The sequence below is a fragment of the Vibrio sp. Vb1755 genome, from assembly GCF_033338635.1.
Lineage (GTDB): Bacteria > Pseudomonadota > Gammaproteobacteria > Enterobacterales > Vibrionaceae > Vibrio > Vibrio alginolyticus.
This window is the reverse complement of record NZ_JAWOTA010000002.1, coordinates 97,260-116,616: the sequence shown is the minus strand read 5'-3', so window position 1 is coordinate 116,616 and position 19,357 is coordinate 97,260. Positions and strand designations below refer to the sequence as shown.

At 42.6% G+C, this 19,357-nt stretch carries 16 protein-coding genes, 1 tRNA gene and 1 pseudogene; 10 read left to right on the top strand and 8 right to left on the bottom strand.

All coding sequences use genetic code 11. From position 1 onward, the window contains the following. Positions 1 to 13: 13 nt before the first annotated feature. On the top strand, positions 14 to 823 hold the full coding sequence (locus tag R7E00_RS03055; protein WP_170893308.1) for a helix-turn-helix transcriptional regulator: 810 nt from the start codon (positions 14 to 16) through the stop codon (positions 821 to 823). A 33-nt stretch (positions 824 to 856) separates the two neighbouring features. Here the strand turns inward: R7E00_RS03055 and R7E00_RS03050 are convergent, their stop codons facing one another. Continuing rightward, the gene (locus R7E00_RS03050) at positions 857 to 1,210 is read right to left on the bottom strand and encodes a DUF3024 domain-containing protein (RefSeq protein WP_017821084.1); all 354 of its coding nucleotides are present in this window, start codon (positions 1,208 to 1,210) and stop codon (positions 857 to 859) included. Between the two features lie 266 nt (positions 1,211 to 1,476). Between R7E00_RS03050 and R7E00_RS03045 the strand changes: the two genes are divergently transcribed. Beyond that, entirely contained in the window at positions 1,477 to 2,301 is an 825-nt protein-coding gene (locus R7E00_RS03045; RefSeq protein ID WP_017635752.1) for a phosphate ABC transporter substrate-binding protein, read from the top strand. Between the two features lie 63 nt (positions 2,302 to 2,364). On the opposite strand, the gene R7E00_RS03040 is transcribed toward R7E00_RS03045, so the two are convergent. After that, positions 2,365 to 3,045 (bottom strand): MaoC family dehydratase, encoded by a 681-nt coding sequence (locus R7E00_RS03040; protein ID WP_005375670.1) that lies wholly within the window; start codon positions 3,043 to 3,045, stop codon positions 2,365 to 2,367. A gap of 329 nt (positions 3,046 to 3,374) precedes the next feature. Between R7E00_RS03040 and R7E00_RS03035 the strand changes: the two genes are divergently transcribed. Beyond that, positions 3,375 to 3,465, top strand: a tRNA-Ser gene (locus R7E00_RS03035). A gap of 155 nt (positions 3,466 to 3,620) precedes the next feature. Here the strand turns inward: R7E00_RS03035 and R7E00_RS03030 are convergent. Beyond that, positions 3,621 to 5,171 (bottom strand): PAS domain-containing methyl-accepting chemotaxis protein, encoded by a 1,551-nt coding sequence (locus R7E00_RS03030; protein WP_198556859.1) that lies wholly within the window; start codon positions 5,169 to 5,171, stop codon positions 3,621 to 3,623. A gap of 285 nt (positions 5,172 to 5,456) precedes the next feature. Between R7E00_RS03030 and modF the strand changes: the two genes are divergently transcribed. Then, positions 5,457 to 6,911, top strand: a complete 1,455-nt coding sequence (gene modF, locus R7E00_RS03025) for a molybdate ABC transporter ATP-binding protein ModF (protein ID WP_213885157.1) — start codon at positions 5,457 to 5,459, stop codon at positions 6,909 to 6,911. Here modF and R7E00_RS03020 read toward each other — a convergent pair. Next, a complete protein-coding gene (locus R7E00_RS03020; protein ID WP_025768976.1) occupies positions 6,899 to 8,371 on the bottom strand; it encodes an EAL domain-containing protein in 1,473 nt (490 codons plus the stop codon). The two genes, modF and R7E00_RS03020, sit on opposite strands and share 13 nt — an antisense overlap. 348 nt (positions 8,372 to 8,719) lie before the next feature. Between R7E00_RS03020 and R7E00_RS03015 the strand changes: the two genes are divergently transcribed. From R7E00_RS03015 to R7E00_RS03005, 3 genes are all read left to right on the top strand, one after another. Continuing rightward, positions 8,720 to 9,454 carry an IclR family transcriptional regulator gene (locus tag R7E00_RS03015; RefSeq protein ID WP_005386192.1) on the top strand — a complete coding sequence of 245 codons (735 nt, stop codon included), beginning with the start codon at positions 8,720 to 8,722 and terminating at the stop codon, positions 9,452 to 9,454. A gap of 6 nt (positions 9,455 to 9,460) precedes the next feature. Further along, positions 9,461 to 10,300 carry an arginase gene (locus R7E00_RS03010; protein ID WP_033907142.1) on the top strand — a complete coding sequence of 280 codons (840 nt, stop codon included), beginning with the start codon at positions 9,461 to 9,463 and terminating at the stop codon, positions 10,298 to 10,300. Between the two features lie 307 nt (positions 10,301 to 10,607). After that, entirely contained in the window at positions 10,608 to 13,634 is a 3,027-nt protein-coding gene (locus tag R7E00_RS03005) for a polymer-forming cytoskeletal protein (RefSeq protein ID WP_262606001.1), read from the top strand. Positions 13,635 to 13,700: 66 nt separating this feature from the next. Here R7E00_RS03005 and R7E00_RS03000 read toward each other — a convergent pair whose 3' ends face one another. The 4 genes from R7E00_RS03000 to pcp all read right to left on the bottom strand — a co-directional run bounded on the left by R7E00_RS03000 (position 13,701) and on the right by pcp (position 17,314). Further along, the gene (locus R7E00_RS03000) at positions 13,701 to 14,993 is read right to left on the bottom strand and encodes a DEAD/DEAH box helicase (RefSeq protein WP_262606000.1); all 1,293 of its coding nucleotides are present in this window, start codon (positions 14,991 to 14,993) and stop codon (positions 13,701 to 13,703) included. A gap of 171 nt (positions 14,994 to 15,164) precedes the next feature. After that, on the bottom strand, positions 15,165 to 16,151 hold the full coding sequence (locus R7E00_RS02995) for a CobW family GTP-binding protein (protein ID WP_215810434.1): 987 nt from the start codon (positions 16,149 to 16,151) through the stop codon (positions 15,165 to 15,167). Positions 16,152 to 16,214: 63 nt separating this feature from the next. Then, a complete protein-coding gene (locus R7E00_RS02990; RefSeq protein ID WP_053303741.1) occupies positions 16,215 to 16,478 on the bottom strand; it encodes a hypothetical protein in 264 nt (87 codons plus the stop codon). Positions 16,479 to 16,675: 197 nt separating this feature from the next. After that, positions 16,676 to 17,314: a pyroglutamyl-peptidase I gene (pcp, locus tag R7E00_RS02985; protein WP_054574378.1), complete on the bottom strand. Its 639-nt coding sequence runs from the start codon at positions 17,312 to 17,314 to the stop codon at positions 16,676 to 16,678. A 288-nt stretch (positions 17,315 to 17,602) separates the two neighbouring features. Between pcp and R7E00_RS02980 the strand changes: the two genes are divergently transcribed. From R7E00_RS02980 to R7E00_RS02970, 3 genes and pseudogenes are all read left to right on the top strand, one after another. Further along, positions 17,603 to 17,851: a hypothetical protein gene (locus tag R7E00_RS02980; protein ID WP_005375646.1), complete on the top strand. Its 249-nt coding sequence runs from the start codon at positions 17,603 to 17,605 to the stop codon at positions 17,849 to 17,851. Positions 17,852 to 18,157: 306 nt separating this feature from the next. Then, positions 18,158 to 18,370 carry a cold-shock protein gene (locus tag R7E00_RS02975; RefSeq protein WP_005375644.1) on the top strand — a complete coding sequence of 71 codons (213 nt, stop codon included), beginning with the start codon at positions 18,158 to 18,160 and terminating at the stop codon, positions 18,368 to 18,370. Between the two features lie 357 nt (positions 18,371 to 18,727). Further along, positions 18,728 to 19,034, top strand: a pseudogene (locus tag R7E00_RS02970) (S1 RNA-binding domain-containing protein); the annotation flags it as partial. Positions 19,035 to 19,357 lie beyond the last annotated feature (323 nt).

Sequence of the window (19,357 nt, the reverse complement as noted above, 5' to 3'; positions counted from 1 at the left end):
GATAAGAAAGAGTATGCCGAACATTGAGATCATTCGCTTTAATCACTTCACTGCGCGCAAAAGTGAGCGTTACACTGCAACACATAATGGGTTATATATTGTTGAAGAAGGTGCCCTATTAGTTCATCAACCTAATGGCGAGCAATTTGAACTTAAAGCCGGAGATTTCACACTCTATAACTCCGCAGATCTGAGCAGTGCAGAAGCCGTCTCTAGCGACGGAGGCTTTAAAGCACTGGCTTTAGTCTTCAATCCAAATATATTCTGTGACTTTAAGAAAGCGCACCCGATGCTACGTTCCAAAACGGAAGAAAGGCGCTTCTATCCTTTTTCAACGCAATCCAGTAGCGAAGTAGCACAATTGAAGGACATGTTGGTTAAGTTAGCGAGTCGCAATGCTCCAAACTACACACAAAGCCATATCGCAATGGCATTGCTGTCGTTGATGGTTGAGGTAGAGCCAAACATTCTATCTATCATAGATGATGCAAGTAGCCTGAGCGACTCTCAAAAAGCCATTAAGTACATTGAGGGTAATATTGAAAAAGACATCACGCTAGAAGGCTTAGCGGCTCATATGAGCATGTCCATCGCGACCTTAAAACGTCGCCTCGCCGCAGATGATCTTTCGTTTTCTCAGATATTAAAGGTGAAACGGATAAACTTCGCAGCAACCCAACTGCGCAAGTCAGAAAAATCAATAACAGAAATAGCGTTTGAGTCTGGTTTTAAAAGTGCAGCGCATTTCAGTACAGCATTTAAATCCGTTTACAACATGACCCCCAAAGACTTTAGAAACCAAGTTGTTAGGCCTAAAGTATAAATCATGTCGGCATTCGCATCCGTTGGGCTCGCCCTATTCCCAAAAACACGCTTGAGGATCGCGCTCCAACTCGTTGAGTAAGTCCTCAAGCATTCGGCTAAATGGAAGTGGCTTATAAGGCACCCACCTTAACAGCTCGTTGTGATATGTGGGAACATAGAAATACCAAAGTTGGTTTTCCTCATCAAACATGATCTTCGCGACGGGAGAAGTATACTCGCTATGCTGGGAGTCGAGGAGAAAATGCGCCCGATGAAGCTCAACGCCATTTTCTACTAGCTCATAGAGGCACTTGCCCTGTTCGACAGGCAAGTTAGCATTACGCGCAGAGCAGAGCGATTGAACTGATTTGTATAAACGACTTGTCGCCATTTGGGACACTGACATCAACGTTCTCCCGATGGATGATAGTTAGAGCTGTCGATCCTAGTATATAACCTTTACATCATCACCGATGGTAGTTATCTACCTAACTCAAGTATAAGATAGCTATATTATCATTTGCCCAGATTATCATCTCAGTCCACTTGGAAACGCTAGCTCCATCACCTCTTGACTAGAAACAATTCCCCTGTTTAGCGCTAACAGTTCACAAAAGTGTAACCTGAACGCAATATCATAAACTCTGCTTTATCCCGTATATGGAGTTTAATATGTTACGTTTTACTGTGGCGACGTTATTGGCCATAGCAGTCTCCCTCCCTACCATTGCAAAAGAAATCAACATCTCGGGTTCAACGTCGGTTGCTCGTGTGATGGATGTACTTGCTGAGGAATACAACAAAACACACCCAGACGATTACGTTGCTGTTCAGGGCATTGGTTCGAGTGCTGGTATCACCATGGTCAATAAAGGAGTAGCCGAAATAGGCATGAGCTCTCGCTATCTGACTGAAAGCGAAAAAGGTGAAGATCTCAATGTATACCCTATCGCTTATGATGGCCTCGCTGTTGTTGTAAACCGTACCAACTCTGTAGAAAACCTTTCTCAGCAACAGCTGTTTGATATTTACAAAGGTAAGATTAAGAATTGGAAAGAGGTCGGGGGCGCAGATCAGCCTATCGCGGTGGTTACTAGAGAAGCGTCTTCAGGTTCACGTTACAGCTTCGAAAGCTTGCTGGGACTGACCAAAATCGTTAATGATCGCCTTGTCTCGGATATCAGCCCAAACAACTTGGTTGTAAACAGCAACAGCATGGTAAAAACCATTGTTAACCATAACACTCGCGCCATTGGTTTTATCTCTGTAGGGTCAGTAGATCGCTCGATCAAGGCGATTCAGTTAGATGGTATTGACCCAACCTCGACAAACATTAGCAATCATAAGTACAAGTTGGCGCGACCATTCCTAGTGCTATACAAAGTAGATAAGATTAGCGATGCAGGTAAAGGTTTTATCGCTTTCCTTCGTTCAGAGCAGGGACAAAAAGCGATTGCAGATTACGGTTATACGCCAGTAAAAAACTTTAATCAGTAAAAATGAAAAAGAGAGCACCCTGATGCTCTCTTTTACTATGTCGTGTTCTATCCGGTTTCGGAATTAGAAATGCAGTTGAATTACAGAGACCACAACCGCACCAGGTCGACGAATACCTTCAATTTCCACTTTAATTTCGCGCTCAATCTCCAAACCTTTTTTGATTGGCGTTACTTTTGTTAACGTGCTGACTGCACGAACATTATTGCCTGCTTTGACAGGGTAAGGGAAACGGACTTGGTTTAAACCCAAGTTAACTACCATTTTAGCTGTTGGGAACATTGGCTTGTCTGGATCGACTGAATCCGTCAGTTTAGGCAGCAATGCTAATGTTAAAAAGCCATGAGCGATAGTTGTCTTAAATGGAGATTCAGTTGAAGCACGCTCTGGATCAGTATGAATCCATTGCATGTCTTCCGTTACCGCACCAAATTGGTTAATACGTTCTTGAGACACATGAACCCAATCACCAGTGTGAATAACTTCGCCAATTTTTTCACTTAACTCGTCATAAAGCTTTTGAGCCTCAGGTGCCATTACGATCGGTGCAGGTTGAGGTGCAACTTCTTCGTTGACGGCTGGCTGCTGGTGATCACGAACTTTTGAGAAAAGAAAGCTATTTTGAGCTTTCCCCAAAAAGTCACTCCAATAATCGCGTAACGTTGGAGACATCCAATTCATAAACTCGGATTGATGAGCAGAAATCGCATCAACTTTGTCTTTAAATAGATTTGTGACCTTCATAAACACCCTTAAGAATTCTAAGCACAACTGGCTATACCAGTTAATTTTGAATTAGTTCACAAAGTCTTGCAAATACTTTCGGGCGAACACATGTACCCTAAAAGCATGTTATGTCTTATATATCAGCAAGATAACAATAAAACACCATTTTATTGACGTGCGCCAATATAAAGTAAAAACTCTATAAATTGGTACTTTTTGTCCCTTTTTCACTCCGTTTTCAAACTGTCCAACATCACATCAGTGATCATAAAACAAGCAAACAGTACTTCTATTATAATTCAGCACTTTACAAGTCGGACTATGCTCCTTATTATACCGCCCACAACGGAGAGATGGCTGAGTGGTTGAAAGCACCGGTCTTGAAAACCGGCATACGTTAATAGCGTATCTAGGGTTCAAATCCCTATCTCTCCGCCACTTATTTAGAGAGCTCGCATTTATTGCGAGCTTTCGTCGTTTTAGCTCTTAAAAAACGAGATTTAGAAATCCTCGCTCGTAAACGAATCCGGCACTTCACTATATTCCAGTTAAAAGCCCGCTAATGTTTAGCGGGCTTTTAGATTTTCTAAAGTTTAAGCAAACTTTTTAATCATTTCAGACAGGTCATTGGTACAATTTTGCACTTTGGTGTTCATATGGTTCGTTTCAGTCATCAGTTCATACGATTCACTGTACTTTAAATTAAGCGACTGGATGTTTTCATTTATTTCATCCGTTACATAAACCTGCTCTTCTATCGCGACCGCAATTTGTTGGTTTCGTTCGACGACGTCTTGAACAAGGGATTCCAGTTGTTGAATGCTATCCAAAGCAGTACCTAGCAATGTTACCGTTCCGGTCGACATTTCATTACCTTTCTCTAACGCAGAAACCGCTGATTTGCTCCCATTTTGAATCCCTTCAATGGCCGATTTAATCTCTGTTGTCGATTCCTGAGTTCTTTTAGCTAAGGTTCTCACTTCATCTGCTACAACGGCAAACCCTCTGCCTTGTTCGCCTGCCCTCGCGGCTTCAATTGCAGCGTTCAACGCTAATAAATTAGTTTGTTCGGCAATACCATTGATGACTTCAACAACGGTTCCAATTTGCTCGGTTTGTTGGTTCAAACGTATGACCACTTTAGATATTTCGCCTAGCTCATCAACCAACTCTAAAACCGATTGGTTAACATTATCGATAACGCTACGGCTGTCTATCATCGTATTTTGCGCCTCTAACGTAGCCTCGGCGGTCGCTTGAGCATTATTTGATATCTCAGAAGAAGAGGCTTGCATCTCGTTGACCGCTGTTGCGACCGAGTCAATCTCCACTTTCTGTGCGCTTAAGTTCTCCGTCACTTGCTGGCTATTTGTCGCAGCACTGTTAGCACTTGCGCGCGTTTCTTCGCAAGAGTCTTTTACAGACACGCCAACGCGCCCCAATAGCGCATTGGCAAATTGCTTACGCATCTTCATACCCAGCTCAATCTCAGCCAGATCGTTGATTCTTCCGCAATAAATATATTCCATGAGTGGATTATTGAAGTCTTGCCTAGCCTGTTTAGCGAGCTTCTCAACTGGTCTGGTTAATACATAAATAGAGAAAACGGAAAGTAACGCAACAACGCCAAACGCTATCACTGGTGATTGATTCATTTGTAGAATGAGTAAGCCAAGAAGGTTTGAAATTAAAAGGAAGAAGGCCGATCTCATCCACAAACGTGTACGAGGAAGATACATTTTCCACGGCTTACGATTATTTCGAAGCTTCGAATACGCTTTTTCCGCTCGCTGGATGTGTATACGCTCAGGTTTAAATCTCACTGATTGGTATTCCACAACTTCACCATTAGATTTTATAGGAGAAGCAAACGCGTCAACCCAATAATAGCCACCGTTTTTACGTCGATTTTTGACCATTCCCATCCAGTGTTTGCCAGTTTTCAGGTGAGTCCATAAATCTTTAAAAGCCTGTTTTGGCATATCAGGATGACGCACAACATTGTGGGGTTTACCGATAAGCTCCCCTTCATCAAACCCCGCTACTTCATTAAAGTTTTCACTGGCATATTTGATGTAACTGGAGGTATCGGTAATGGAGACTAGGCTGTAACTCGAAGGGTAATCGTATTCCGTTTCACTCATAAACATGTGTCCTTACATTGATTAATTAACAAACGGCAAATATGAATTTATCAGCATAACATTTACATGCATAATGATAGGTTGATTCAAAAATAAAACAAAATTATTGACAAGCTTACTTGTTACTTAATGACTCTAGTCGCATTTTTATCCTTTAATACAAGGCTTCGTTAATATGCACAAGACTGAGCACTGTTCAAAATTAATACACAAAAGCGCTTCCGTACTGAGTTCGTAAATTGTTATAAGTAATCCACTAAAGCGAAAACAAGGAAGACAAACACAATGACTATTCACTTTCGTCAGATTGCAGCTAAGAGAAACACGACACACTTGTTTATTGACGATTGGAAAATTAACACTCAGCAGTCTTGGGGGATATTCAGCGCGGATGGAGATATTGGCTCTCTGCTTGGAGACCTTATTTGTGATGAAATATCACCAAATAGTGGGGAAATTGAGCTAAATGGGCTGTCCGTTGCGCAAGTGTCGTTATCAGAGCAACAGCGATTACTGGAAAGAGAATTAGAAAAGGATGATACGGATTTTCTTGATCGTATCGACCAAGGAAGCACTGTTTATTCATTAATCCTAGAACAGAGCCAAGACACTAACTTAACTGAACAGCTAGTTAATGATCTCGACCTAAGTCATCTTAGAGATAGTGGCTTCCGCGTTCTCTCTACCGGAGAAACCAGAAGAGTAATGCTCGCCCGAGCTTTAGCCACACAACCTGACTTAGTATTACTCGATAATCCATTTACTGGCTTAGATATTGCGCACCGAGCTGCTCTCGCTCGCTATTTACACTCGCTTTCTCAAAATGTGCAACTACTCATAACCTTCTCTCGCGAATCTGACATGCCTGAGTGGATCAATAGCATCGCGCTTTTCAGTGCAGGAAAGCTTGATAGTACAATGGATAAGTCCAGTTGGGATAATCATCCAATCATTGGACAAATAAAATCTCAGTCAGAGCAACAGAGTGAAGAAATGATGAGCTTGATACGTCAGCATCAGCACTCGACGCCATTCAACAACCCAATATTTGAACTAAAGAATGGGGCTGTCGAATACACCGATAAGAAGATTTTTACTGACTTGAACTGGCGCATAGACAAGGGCCAACATTGGCAGGTCAAAGGCCCAAATGGTTGTGGAAAGAGTACCTTACTTGGATTGATCTTTGGCGATCATCCGCAATGCTACAGCAATGACATTGATATTTTTGGTAAAAAGCGTGGTACTGGCGAGACAATCTGGGAAATTAAGCAGCATATCGGTATGGTGTCTTCAGCGCTACACCTCCAATATCGAGTCAATTGCAGCGCATTAGAAGTCATTTTGTCAGGATTTTACGATTCGATTGGGTTGTATAACCAGCCAACTCGCAAAGAGATGAATATTGCAAACGAGTGGCTCGATATCTTACATATGAGCCAGTACAAAAAAACCTCATTCAAGCAATTAGAGTACGGTCAGCAGCGACTATTACTGATTGCAAGAGCCATCGTGAAACAACCCACATTATTGATTTTGGACGAGCCGTATCAAGGGTTAGATTTTTTGGGTAGACGGTTAGTTAAGAACACACTTGAACTCATCGCTAGAGAGAATTTAAGCCAACTATTGTATGTATCTCACTACCAAGAAGACCGCTTAGATAGCATCAAAAATGAGTTAGAGTTTGTGTTTGATGAAAATGCTCAGTGTTATAGAGCTAACGTCTACCAATCATAATGACTTCGCTGCGCAAGCTGCTCATAAGGTAATGGTTTGGAGTACAGGTATCCCTGATGATATCTCACTCCCATCTGCTTTAAGTGTTCAGCTTGCGCTATGGTTTCCACGCCTTCAGCGATCAATTGTACTTGTAATTCTTCCGCGAAATGAACCATCGCTTTTAAGACAGAAGCACTAAGGCTAGGAATACCAATGGTTTCGACAAAGCACTTATCGATTTTTAAGTAATCTATGCGCATGTGCTGTAGAAATGCTAACGAGGTTTGGCCAGTTCCAAAATCATCGATCAGCACATCAATACCATGCACTCGCAGCGCTGCAATGCATTTTCTCGCCTCTGAATCAATGAGCTGACGCTCCGTTATCTCTACCCCTAATGAGACTTTGTTTCGGCTCAACTGTCTGTCGAGCAATTGAATTTTTCTGATCGCGTTTGGTCCGACTAAATAACCAGGCGGCACGTTAATACCAAGGTGGACAGGCTGATCAAAGCCTAATTTACTGAAGTCCTCTGCCGCTTTATCCAGAACGAAATCAGTAAGTAAAAAAACCAATCCACTTTGCTCTGCCGCAGGGACAAACTCATCCGGAGAAATGAACCCCTTACTTTGATGCTCCCATCGCACTAGCGCTTCAAACCCGAATAACTGGCCGGTATCAACGTTAACTTGCGGTTGGTAATACAGGGTCAACTCTCCTCTTTTTATCGCTCTTTTAAGATCCAGTATCAAATTGCGATGAGGATCAATAAATTTATTCAACGCATACAAACAAAGGTAGATCACGAAAATAATTGGAATTGAGTACAAAAAATAGGAAAGTGTTCTCTGTTTGACGAAAAGATCGCTGGCTTCGCTCAAAGCTTCATACTCAAACATTTGCGACGATTTGATACCGATAGGATTACTTCCCGCTCTTAATGCTCCTTCAGGTGAAACTTGCTCATGGATAAACAGCGCAGAACGTTTTAGGCGTAAATCGTTGTTAAACCCTATTGTCGCATTAAAGTAGTCATGATCGATAATCGTTACGGCTTGATAACCCCGCTCTCCTTCCGTTACCACTAGCAAAAACTGATCGTACAAGCTATCAACACTACCAAGCGCTAGCGTTTGTCCCTTGGGAAAGGTGATGTGCTCAGCTAACGGTTTAGAGATACTTCCCAATTTCGAAGAACAAGTAATGACTCCCTCTTTCACAATGAGCATTTCTTCAATATCTCGTTCAAACATTAAGCTTTGCTGGAGCTCTTCACATCGCTCAGGGTGTAGCAGCGCCGTGCGGTTTTCTGTCTCTATTTGGAATAAAATTTCATCTGCAATTTGCACATTTTTTTCTAATAAATGATTGAGATTGTTTTGCACGCTTTCACGAGCTAAATACAAAACCTCTCCAATAACCAAGGGAATAGGCAGAAGAAAAATGATGGCTTTTTTAAAAATCGCCTTATTCAGCATATAAAAGTAACCTTTTATAAAACCGATTTACTGAGATGGTACCTCGATTCCGATACCCGCTAGCAACTCACGTTTTTTAACATTATTTGTTTGGATTAACTCAGTATGCGAAACGCTGAGTAATACCGCAAACTAAACAATGTCTTAATCACTCCTGTTCCAATTTAGTATCAAGCGCCTCAAACCTGAGACTTTAATTCGACACCATGTTATGTCTATCGGTAGTTGCGAAAGTCTTTACCTGTCTGTTTCTCATCATGTAAGAATTACCCATTAAAATTATTTTTCTTTTCTCAGTGATTAAGAATTATATTTGTCGTAACTCCTACAACACGTTACAACACTCTCATGACGACAAACAAAGCTAATGCTAACCAGGTAAACGAAAAATCACTGCAGTTGTTAATGCAAGTTGCAGTTAGTCCGTTCCCAGTTTCTGCGAAAACGCTAAGCGAGCAATTGAACGTTCCTTTAAGCAGCCTTTACCGACACTTAAAACTGCTTAAAGAGTGGAACTTGATCGAAGAAAGCGTTCACGACAAGACATTTGTCGTTGGTCCGGCGGCATTATTACTCATGCACAGCTATGAGACCGCGCAACATGGGCTCGACATGGTCGAAACCATACTGGCTAGGTTGGTACAACAAACCGGGGAAATGGCCGCTTATATGGTACCAGCGGGTTATCGTGCGCTTTGTGTCAGACAGAAAGAAAGTATGCAGGCGCTGCGTTGCAGCTTCGTCCAGGGTCAAAGTCAACCTCTGCTGCGCGGTGCCTCATCTAAAGTGATGCTTGCTTTTATGCCTCAAAGTCGATGCGAGAAAATCTTGAGATATTTTAATCAAGATCACCGACGTGACGAGTGGGAAAAAGAGCTCACAACCATCCGTAAACACGGATATGCCGTCAGTACTTCTGAGATTGACCCTGGTGTTTCAGGTATTAGCGCACCGGTAATGAAAGGAAGCAAACTGATTGGCGCAGTCTCGGTGATGGCTCCGGCCCACCGAGTCGAAAAGGATAAGCAGCGCATTATTTTACATGTACTGCAAGCGGCAAGGGCACTACCACCAGAAAGGTAATTCATCATGTTAAGCTTTTTCAAACGCTATAAACTCCACCACACCGTGAAACAGCCGCAGCATTACCCTTTTTCTTTTATGACAGTGTGTGAGTATTTGCCACCCATGTCTAAGGGCGCGTTTGAATTAGCTGATCAAAGTTTGGAAAATGCTAGCGATTGGCTATACCAACAGCATGATCATGAAACCGCTGAAAACTTTGGTCACTTCAACCACGACAAGCTGGAAAATGGCGAGTTTCAGGAAGCATTAAGCCTTTCGCTTTCTCGCCACTCAATTCCTGTTTTAGTCACTAACTGTACCGAGGCAATCTTGTCCATGTTACCTGTGGTCGTATCCTATCGAGACGAAGTGGGTGTCGTAAATATCGGGCATAACATGAACTTGAAGCCGACACTTGAGCCACGCTTAGGCTCTGCATTCCATTTTGCTCTTTCTCGCTATCAAAACGTACGATTGTTTTTTGCTGGCGTCAGTGAGCAAGAGACGAAGCAGGAAACGTGGGAATACGCGGAAGATCAAGGTTGTGATTGGGTGACCGAGAAAGAGTTTTCTTTTCGTCATCGCAATAACGTTAAGCAACAGATCGGCAATTACCTAGACCACTGCGACCAAATAATCATTAGCATCGACCTTGGATCTCTAAAAACCAAAAACAGCCTTGATGGCGCGTCAGAAATTGATATCCAAATGGTTCTACGCACGATTAGGCAATGTTTGGTTGCAGGTAAAGTGCGAGCAATTCAGCTCGTTGGCGATCGAGATTGTCTGGTGTATTCGAGACAAACGAAAGCCATACTAGAAGAGTTATATCAGATGGCCCCACTCATCGTTCACGCTGCCTAGCGTTATAAACATTCAGAATCAGGATCGCGTCCTTCCTGATTCTGAACCAACATGCTTACTCATTATCCTTAACTAACAAATAGTTACACATATAAAGCGACACACATCACACTTACCTCTTGAACTAACCTGACACTTACGTTGTAATAAGGCCGCTAAACTTTGGTATGACATACGAAATAAAAATTAACCAAAGTTCAATAACTAAGCGGCTTCAAAACAAAAAAGTACCGCAGCTATTCCAATTTCAGTGAGCATTTGCTCACGCTCGCTTGATGCCATCTTGTTCCACTCATTAGGACATTTGATGATGCGTCTTTGCAGTATTTTCACTGCGGTTCTTTTTTTACCGCTAACCTCACACGCCACCACTTATGACGTAAAAGATCTATCTGAGTTAGGTCAACTTTGCTCACACAAGAGTTTTAGTATCGAAAGCGATGGCACGACTTATCGCTGTACAGGGAAACTAGTCCTACTCGCTGGTGATAAAATTGTCTCCTCATTACCGGAAAAAGAGATAACGTTAAAAGCAGATTATGGCATTGTGTTAGAGGGGAATAATACGATTGGTGAACCCAATAAACGTATCTCTCTACACGCCCTCGCTACCGGATTAACAGTTAACAATGAGAAAGCATCAAACCTCGACGATTACCAAAACAAACACACTGTCATCTATGGTGATCTTCTATCGGCTTACCCAACAAAGCTGCATAACATTCTCATAGACGGGAATATTAAGCTAACAGGTTCGACACTTCACATTGATGGAACGTACAACACCATTATTGGTGATATTTCGACACACAGCACGACCAATGTATTTAATACAAACATCTGTGGTAAGGTCGAATCACAAGGCGAAACACTACACCTAAAAACAAACCATCCTTTACAAGACCATTTTGTCGTCGGTGATGTTTCTGCGCACAACTCTCTGATTATAAAAGATATGTCGATCTATGGTACAGCTGAATCTGTAGGATCGTCAGCTACATTAAGTGGCTCATTCTATAGTTCCACCGCAGCAATTAAATACTTCCACACATTGAACTTCAACAACGCTCCAAATCAGCCTAGTCAAGTTTGTGGTGAAATCCAACAAGCGCCAGGAAGTGCACAAACGAAAGCACAAGACAACACATACACGCAATACTGTGGATTGGACCAGGCTGATTGTCACTACTCTTCCCAAATCTGTCCAATCACCCCTCAAGATGTTCCGAATTGCAGCATGCAGCCTCCATCGGAGAACGACTTAAACCTCAGCGTCACACCATCGGACGACATGGCACTGATGTGCGGCGACGATCTTCCGCAATTTACAGCAACAACAACCAATAATGGAGAAGTTGTAAGCGCAGAAGTCAGTGCTGTCCTATCACACCCTGACTTGTTCACTTTAGAGGTGGTTAAAGGTCAGCAGACATTAGGAGCCAACCAATTTATATCTGACGAGAATGGTGAACTTGTTGTTCGAGTGGTTCCGAATAATATTGATACGATCTCGTTAGATACCAACTACACACTAACTTTCACTATGGCGAAAGACACGAGCAAGCATCAAACTGTTCGCTTTATGTTTACGCCATTTATGTTTGAGGCCTACTCAAAGACGAAAAGCGCAACTTTAAATGAAATACGCGTTATTGCAGGTAAACCAGAAAACGTGCATACGCGATTGCTTGCTTGTGCCTCTACCGGCGAACCTGTAGTGGCAAGCAACTACAATGGTACGCCTAAGATTTTTCATCCATTGGTTCAACCATTAGGAGGAAGTGAAGGAAACTTTAGCTATTCAGCGGAATTTAAAGACGGCTTGTCTGAACATGGTCTTATCACGAACGAGTCCGGCATATTTGAAGTGACATTGTCCGATCATTTTGAATGTGAGGGATTTGAAGAATGTCCAGAAGAAGGCAAAGTGGAAGTGAAAGGGACATTTAATGTGCACTCGCGACCATGGACACTCGCTATTTGTGACAACCAACGTGCTTTGCCTTCTGGCACCTCTGAACAAGGAGAAGGGTTTCTTGCTGCCGGAGAACTTTTCTCTCTAACGGTGAAACCAATCATTTGGCAACCTGACGGCTCTGTAAGTGGGTCTGTTGAATCAGCACGCTATTGTGATGCTTCTATCACCCGTAATTTTACGCTTGATGACGCTCCAGCAGCATCGGTTGTCTTGTCGAGTGAGCAACATACGCCATCAGAGACAGCGAACCAAACCTCAAAATTGCTAAAAAGTAGTGACTCACTGGCTCAGGCGCATAATTCAGCCAAGAATGATCAATTCGTCTTTAATGGATTATATTGGGAAGAAGTCGGGAGCTTGAGAGTAAAAGCAAACCTAGAAAGTAAATATCTAGGTATGACTGTGAACGAAGGCTATCGTTACGTTGGTCGTTTTTACCCAAAATATTTTCAAGTGCAAGACCAAGAATGGCACTACCCACATGGCCAAACTTTTGCTTACATGAATCAACCTTTTGAGAAAGTCACTTACGATGTTGTCGCACTCAATGCGAATAAGGAAAACGTGAAGAATTACGTCCACTTTTCGTCTAACCTTCAACAACATTTCGATTTAGGCGAGCTAAGCTCATACTCCGATCGGTTTTTGCCGCCTAAGCCTAAGAAGGTAGACTGGAAACTACTGGGTAGCGCGAGTGTTGGAACGTTTGTTATAGAGAAGCCCTCGACCAATGCGACTTGTAACAATAGCCCATGCTGGAAAAAGAACACGACAGATAAGCAATATCCTGATGGCCCATTTAATAAAGGGACTAACAGTGACAGCAGCAAAATAGGTATAGTCACGACTAAAGCCGTTGATGAGGTAAACTTCTTCGACGATAGCGAAGTACTCACAAAACAACCAGACATTCGATTCGGTCGTTTGAACTTTCAAGATGTAGGTGGCAACCAAGGCATGGTGATCAAAGTGCCACTTGCTGTAGAAACTTGGCAAAACGGTCGATTTATGACTAACTTCGATGACAGCTCAACAACGGCGAATGGTGAATATTACTTCAGCACGCCAATTTGGTCGCATGCGCCTGCAAACAACGCCATGCTTTCTGGAGTTGGGACAATGCATGTTGGCAGGATGACCGATATCGTTGCAAGACAAATTGACTCAGCACGCGAGCAAATACAATTCCATCTGGATTTAGACGGCTCAGGTAATCGCATCTCTTGGCTGAAATACGATTGGGATAACACGACAAGTGAAGAGGAAAATCCACCTGTTACAGTTACGTTTGGTATTCACCGAGGAAACGATCGCATTATTTATCGTGGTGAGCCAAATATGCTTGGCCTAAATTAACGCGAAACGACAAAACAAAAAAAGCCCCTATATTGAGGGGCTCTTTTCATCTAAAACGGATGTAATTTACTTTGCGCCACGACGCGCTTTCAGGCGCTTCACCATAGCAAGACGACGCTCTGCCGACCCTTGGTCTGTTGCCGACTGGTTCGGATTATTACGACGACCTTGACGATTCTTGAATGCTGGTTTTGAGTGCAGCTTTTCAATGTAAGATTCACGCTGTTTTGGTTCATAGCCAGCAAGCTCAATACGGCGAATTCGCTGCTGGATCAGATTTTCAACCTGAACAACCGTGAGTTCTTCATCTCGATTTACAAATGAAACGGCATGACCTTGTTTACCTGCACGGCCTGTACGACCAATTCGGTGAACGTAATCTTCCGCTAGGAAAGGCATGTCATAGTTCACAACGTGAGGTAAATCTTCAATATCTAGACCTCGAGCAGCGACATCGGTAGCCACCATGACACGTGCTTTACCGGACTTGAACTCTTCTAACGCACGACGACGAGCACTTTGAGCACGGTCACCATGACAAACCACCGCTTTGATACCATCAAGTTTCAACTCTTTTACAACGTCGTTTGCGGTCTCTTTGTAGTTCACAAATACCAACACTTGTTTCCAGTTCTTACGACCAATCAGCTCCGAAAGCAGTTCCGTTTTTCGCTCTTGATCAACTGGATATAACACGTGAGCAACTGTCTGTGCTGTCGTATTCGCTCGCTCAACTTCAATACGCTTAGGCTTACGCAGGATATCTTTTGCTAACAGATTTAGTTGGCTCGAAGTCGTTGCAGAAAACATCATAATTTGCGGATCAGTATCCACATCTAGCATGATCTTACGTACTGCGTGAATAAAGCCCATGTCCAAGATACGGTCTGCTTCATCAAACACTAAAAACTCTAAGTGTGCGACCGAGACATTACCTTGTTCAATGTGCTCTTCCAATCGACCAGGTGTAGCCACTAGGATATCTACACCGTTTTCTAATGCCGTTACTTGAGAAGACATTTTACGGCCACCGAAAATCGCAGCCACCGACAGGTTCGTGTACTTCGTGTAAGCTTTGATGTTGTCAGCAATTTGTTCAGCAAGCTCACGAGTTGGAGCCAAGATAAGTGCGCGAGCAGTCTTACGAGAAGCGCTACGGTTACTGTCTAGCAGCTGCTGAATCATAGGCAGAGAAAACGCAGCCGTTTTACCAGTACCTGTTTGTGCTGTAGCGAAAATATCATGGCCTTTGCGAGCCATTGGAATCGCCTTCTGTTGAATTTGCGTTAACTTTTCATAACCGCATTCTGCCAGTGCTTTAACCACTTCTGGCGCAAAACCTTGAGATGAAAATGACATTGAGCGTATTCCTTAAACAAACCACTAAAAAATAGCTTTAAAAATTTAGCCGTGCACTATACCCGAATTTGAGTGATTTATCTCACTTTTCTCATTGAAATCCTACAAAAGAAAAAACGGTGAGCACAGATATATTAATGGTTCACCGTTTTCGTTTAACCTTTGCGCGATTTAATGCTTGATGCCAGATAACTGAAGGAGAATTCGCTCAAGCTCATTCCATGGCAACAGCTGAGAATCTATCACTTCTAATCGAGATTCAAAGCCTTCTAAGCTGATTTCATTCACCGAAACGACTCGGTTGGCAACATTAAACGCGTAACAACCTTGATCCGTATTGACCACTGCTTTAACACGCTCTGCGGTCAAGTCCGAAAGCATAGAGAAAAGCTTTTCAAAATCAAACTTATACTCTGCCCCAAACAACCACCCACAACTAAAATAACCCTGCCCTTTGTTCTCTTTGCGCACAAAGGCTTCACCAGGCGCCAATTGGAATTGAGGCTCTTGATGAGCGTGGTCATGATGATGTGACTCGATATGGGAAGAAGCGCTGCCGTAAACCCGCTCAATATCCAAGACTTCTATCGGTAACTCACCGTCATGAATAAGCTTACTGAATACTTTTGAGGGAGATTGGTCCGTCACCCAGCCATTAAACACATCAATGTCGTGACTGGTACAAAGGTCAACCTTACTGCCTATAACCACATCTGCGCTGTCTAACTGGTCCACGAAATTTTGGTTAGAAAGATATTTTTCATCACTTAAGTTACGCGGATCAACCAAGGCAATCGTCGCTTTAAGATCAACGTAAGGTTCATACTGCTGTGAGGTAAGCGTCGCGATAACCTGTTTGGGATGACCAAGGCCTGTCGGCTCAATCAATAAACGGTCCGGTTTTTGACGCAATAATGCGGTGATACCTACCGACATCGGCACACCCGCAGTGCAGCACATACAACCACCCGGCACTTCTTTAATCAGCGCTCCTTGGTCGGTCATCAATGCACCGTCGATGCCAATCTCACCAAATTCATTGACCAAAACCGCCCAGTTTTCTTTTTCCGGTTTGTTCTTCAGTAGATTTAAAATCGTGGTCGTTTTACCGACACCCAAAAATCCGGTCAGTATGTTGGTTGGTACTCGATTTGACATGCTTATCTCCGACACGTTAGTGCATTAATGCTCCAGCAAAGTATACGGAGAATGTGACTCGCTTCAACGCTTTTTATCGCACTCATCAAGCTCATTGCGTGATGCGTTGGCACACATTTTTCGAGCTTGTTTGGGTTGACTTATCAACTCTGAACGCTTCATATCGGACAAGTACCTACCGGTATAAATAACGCAAGTAAAAAACGCGATAATAGCGACTACGATGGGAAGAACTCCGAGCGTGTTTTCGAATTTAAGCGCAGCAATAGCCAACGCGAAAACAACGACAGAGATAAGTGCGATTGACTTACTTTTGTTGCTTTTCATAATAACTCGCCTTTCGTAAAGTTAGCCCCTAACACCTCCTGTACTAGAGGAATGCCAGTTTGAACAACATCCAACCTGACTATTCAATGCTACTCCTTTCGCTACTTGTGAAATTTGACAAAGCTAACATTTACTACAACATCAAACGACGAGCTTATTTTTATCTTTCAGACACTTACTGGATTTTAAAACACCTACTAGCAAATCGTTCCACCGCTTACCAGGATATCGCTATCATGGGCAATACAAACTTGCGCCACCAGCCTTAGCCCTTCGACTATCATGTCCAAAGACATAGAAGGCTGACTGCCATCTGCTGCTTGTTCTGGCAATAATGGAATATGAACAAACCCGTGACGAATCGGATTGTCTTTCAAGTAATGTTGGATCCCATAAAAGAGATGGTTACATACAAATGTTCCAGCACTGTTGGAAATCTGGCTAGGTATACCCTGCGTTTGCAACGTTTGCACAACACGCTTTATCGGTAGTGTCGAGAAGTAAGCATCAGGACCATCAGCCACCACGGGTTCATCAATCGGCTGATGACCAGCGTTATCTGGAATACGAAAATCATCGACATTAATTGCGACACGCTCTGGGGTTATCGCGCTACGCCCGGCCGCTTGACCTACAGTAATTACACAGTCTGGCTGGTGCGCTTCTATTGCTTCAATAACGACTTTCACCGAGTCATATCGAACTACGGGGACTGGGCAAGTAACTATCACACCGCCTTTTATGGCCGCAGCCTCTAATTGCTTGACCGCTTCTAAGGCGGGGTTAATGGCGTCACCACCAAAAGGTTCAAAACCGGTAATCAGGACTTTCTTCATAACAGCCTTTAGGAAAAGAGTTTTACAAATTATTGCACTCCCCTTCCCCCCATCCAATAGCAAAAGTATTGATGAGATAAACCAGACAACATTATGTGACTCATGTCTAACCAGAGAGTGTTTTCAGACTTATTAAATCTAGGCAAGTTCCGGACTATCGAGACTAACTATCGATGATTAATGGCAGGGCGAAGCTCTCTTATTACATGACTCACGCAGAAACTTGGTTTCCACGCTTAACTTAGGTAGAGTACGCGACCGCAATGCAATTCGAAGAGATTGAATACAATGAATATTGATAACCATGTAATCGAAACGATTGAAGAGTTAGAGGCATTTCTGCATTTAGTAGAAAGCGGCGCTCTGGGCCTTGAAGGTGTCACTGGCGTTGCGCTAGCCACCTCTAATACCGATGGTCGTCCATTTGTTGCCGTATTAGGAGAAAAGCACCAATTACTCCTCGGTCGCTGGGTTTCGCAGCACGTATATGACAATGGTAAAGACATCGTTCGTAACGGCCCAACCAGAAAACACTAAGCGCTCGACACCACCTATAACATCACGCCGTCTTATACACCAATCGTATGCTTTGAAAGCAATGCGCTTGGTGTACTCAAAAAATAAAAAAGAAAAGGCTAGCCTTTATTAATTTTGTCGGTATACTGCACATCAGCTCTTACGGAAAGAGCTATTAATGTAATTAAAGATCAAAGTTTCTCTCAGTTCCACATCGAATTCCTCGTTTACGTTCCTGCGACAAAATAGTTATCTCTAAAATCATATAGTAGCACTTGATATTAGCTAAAAATTCAATATTTAAAACAATCAAATATAGAGGTATCTATGTCTAATAAATTAACTGGTTCAGTAAAATGGTTCAACGAAACTAAAGGTTTTGGTTTTATTTCTCAAGACAATGGTGGTGATGACGTATTCGTTCACTTCCGTTCTATTGTTTCTGAAGGCTTCAAAACTCTTACTGAGGGCCAAAAAGTATCGTTCGTTGTTGAACAAGGTAACAAAGGTTTACAAGCTGCTGAAGTAACTGCACTGTAATTCTTTGTGTGGCATCAACGTTGTTGGTGCCACCATCCCCTTCCACTTATTACTGCCCTTACTATTCTCTATCTAAGTTTATATACCCAAATCACTTACCTCTCCCACACCATCATTAATTACTTTCAATAAAGTCACTTTGGTATACATCTTTAGGTAATCACACAGCCTACCTTGCAATTCCAGTTTGGCTAAATTAATCTCATTTATATCTGAATCACTTCGCCTCATGCTTTGCTCATAAAAATAAAGTTTATAAAATAAAAGCGATTGGCGAATATAAGAGAAAAAATGAAATTAAATATATCTGCTCAATCAATAAATTCTAATAACTACGAGCACATAATCCCTAGCTAAGAGGTTGAGTCAGCACTGAAATGTCATTACATGAAGCCATTTATCGGACAACACTTCATAGGAACAGCGTCTGGAGTCACATACTTCGCGGGATTTGTTGAGTTAGAGGAACCGAATCGAAGGTCTCATTCCTTTATCAAGTTTCCAAAATGGTGAGTTCGAATTTGATGTAGTCAAACAAAAAATTTCCAGCCAGAGCGCCACGTTTACTTTAGGGACCAAAGTGCACGTGTTGGTTAAAGACGCCGATTCGAGACAAAGAAAGATCATGTTCAACTTAAAAGACGCGGAACACTCGGTAGGTTAGCCTGTTTTAGGTTACTTTCTAATCCATTAATCAAAAATAAAAAATAAGCTTTTAATACCGCAATTAACTTGTGACATTTCGCTGACATCGACTCATTCTAAAACCCTAACATCTGACAAAGGAAACGAATCTAATTTTTGTTTCCAGACACCATCGCAGAGTGTATTTCCAGCACTCTGTTTGCCTCGAGAGGTTCTTATGACAGCCTAGGATCTCTCGAGGCTTTTTTGCACCTATTCAAACCACCTGATTCTACATCCCAACTATTATCCCCTACCCAAGCTGTACTTTTTAACTAGTTCACTAGATCTACAATTGTTATT

What these genes read in the sequence shown, in the direction of transcription:
- R7E00_RS03055 (WP_170893308.1), top strand. Translation starts at nt 14, where the DNA reads ATGCCGAACATTGAGATCATTCGCTTTAATCACTTCACTGCGCGCAAA.
- R7E00_RS03050 (WP_017821084.1), bottom strand. Translation starts at nt 1,210, where the DNA reads ATGTCAGTGTCCCAAATGGCGACAAGTCGTTTATACAAATCAGTTCAA.
- R7E00_RS03045 (WP_017635752.1), top strand. Translation starts at nt 1,477, where the DNA reads ATGTTACGTTTTACTGTGGCGACGTTATTGGCCATAGCAGTCTCCCTC.
- R7E00_RS03040 (WP_005375670.1), bottom strand. Translation starts at nt 3,045, where the DNA reads ATGAAGGTCACAAATCTATTTAAAGACAAAGTTGATGCGATTTCTGCT.
- R7E00_RS03030 (WP_198556859.1), bottom strand. Translation starts at nt 5,171, where the DNA reads ATGAGTGAAACGGAATACGATTACCCTTCGAGTTACAGCCTAGTCTCC.
- modF (WP_213885157.1), top strand. Translation starts at nt 5,457, where the DNA reads ATGACTATTCACTTTCGTCAGATTGCAGCTAAGAGAAACACGACACAC.
- R7E00_RS03020 (WP_025768976.1), bottom strand. Translation starts at nt 8,371, where the DNA reads ATGCTGAATAAGGCGATTTTTAAAAAAGCCATCATTTTTCTTCTGCCT.
- R7E00_RS03015 (WP_005386192.1), top strand. Translation starts at nt 8,720, where the DNA reads ATGACGACAAACAAAGCTAATGCTAACCAGGTAAACGAAAAATCACTG.
- R7E00_RS03010 (WP_033907142.1), top strand. Translation starts at nt 9,461, where the DNA reads ATGTTAAGCTTTTTCAAACGCTATAAACTCCACCACACCGTGAAACAG.
- R7E00_RS03005 (WP_262606001.1), top strand. Translation starts at nt 10,608, where the DNA reads ATGATGCGTCTTTGCAGTATTTTCACTGCGGTTCTTTTTTTACCGCTA.
- R7E00_RS03000 (WP_262606000.1), bottom strand. Translation starts at nt 14,993, where the DNA reads ATGTCATTTTCATCTCAAGGTTTTGCGCCAGAAGTGGTTAAAGCACTG.
- R7E00_RS02995 (WP_215810434.1), bottom strand. Translation starts at nt 16,151, where the DNA reads ATGTCAAATCGAGTACCAACCAACATACTGACCGGATTTTTGGGTGTC.
- R7E00_RS02990 (WP_053303741.1), bottom strand. Translation starts at nt 16,478, where the DNA reads ATGAAAAGCAACAAAAGTAAGTCAATCGCACTTATCTCTGTCGTTGTT.
- pcp (WP_054574378.1), bottom strand. Translation starts at nt 17,314, where the DNA reads ATGAAGAAAGTCCTGATTACCGGTTTTGAACCTTTTGGTGGTGACGCC.
- R7E00_RS02980 (WP_005375646.1), top strand. Translation starts at nt 17,603, where the DNA reads ATGAATATTGATAACCATGTAATCGAAACGATTGAAGAGTTAGAGGCA.
- R7E00_RS02975 (WP_005375644.1), top strand. Translation starts at nt 18,158, where the DNA reads ATGTCTAATAAATTAACTGGTTCAGTAAAATGGTTCAACGAAACTAAA.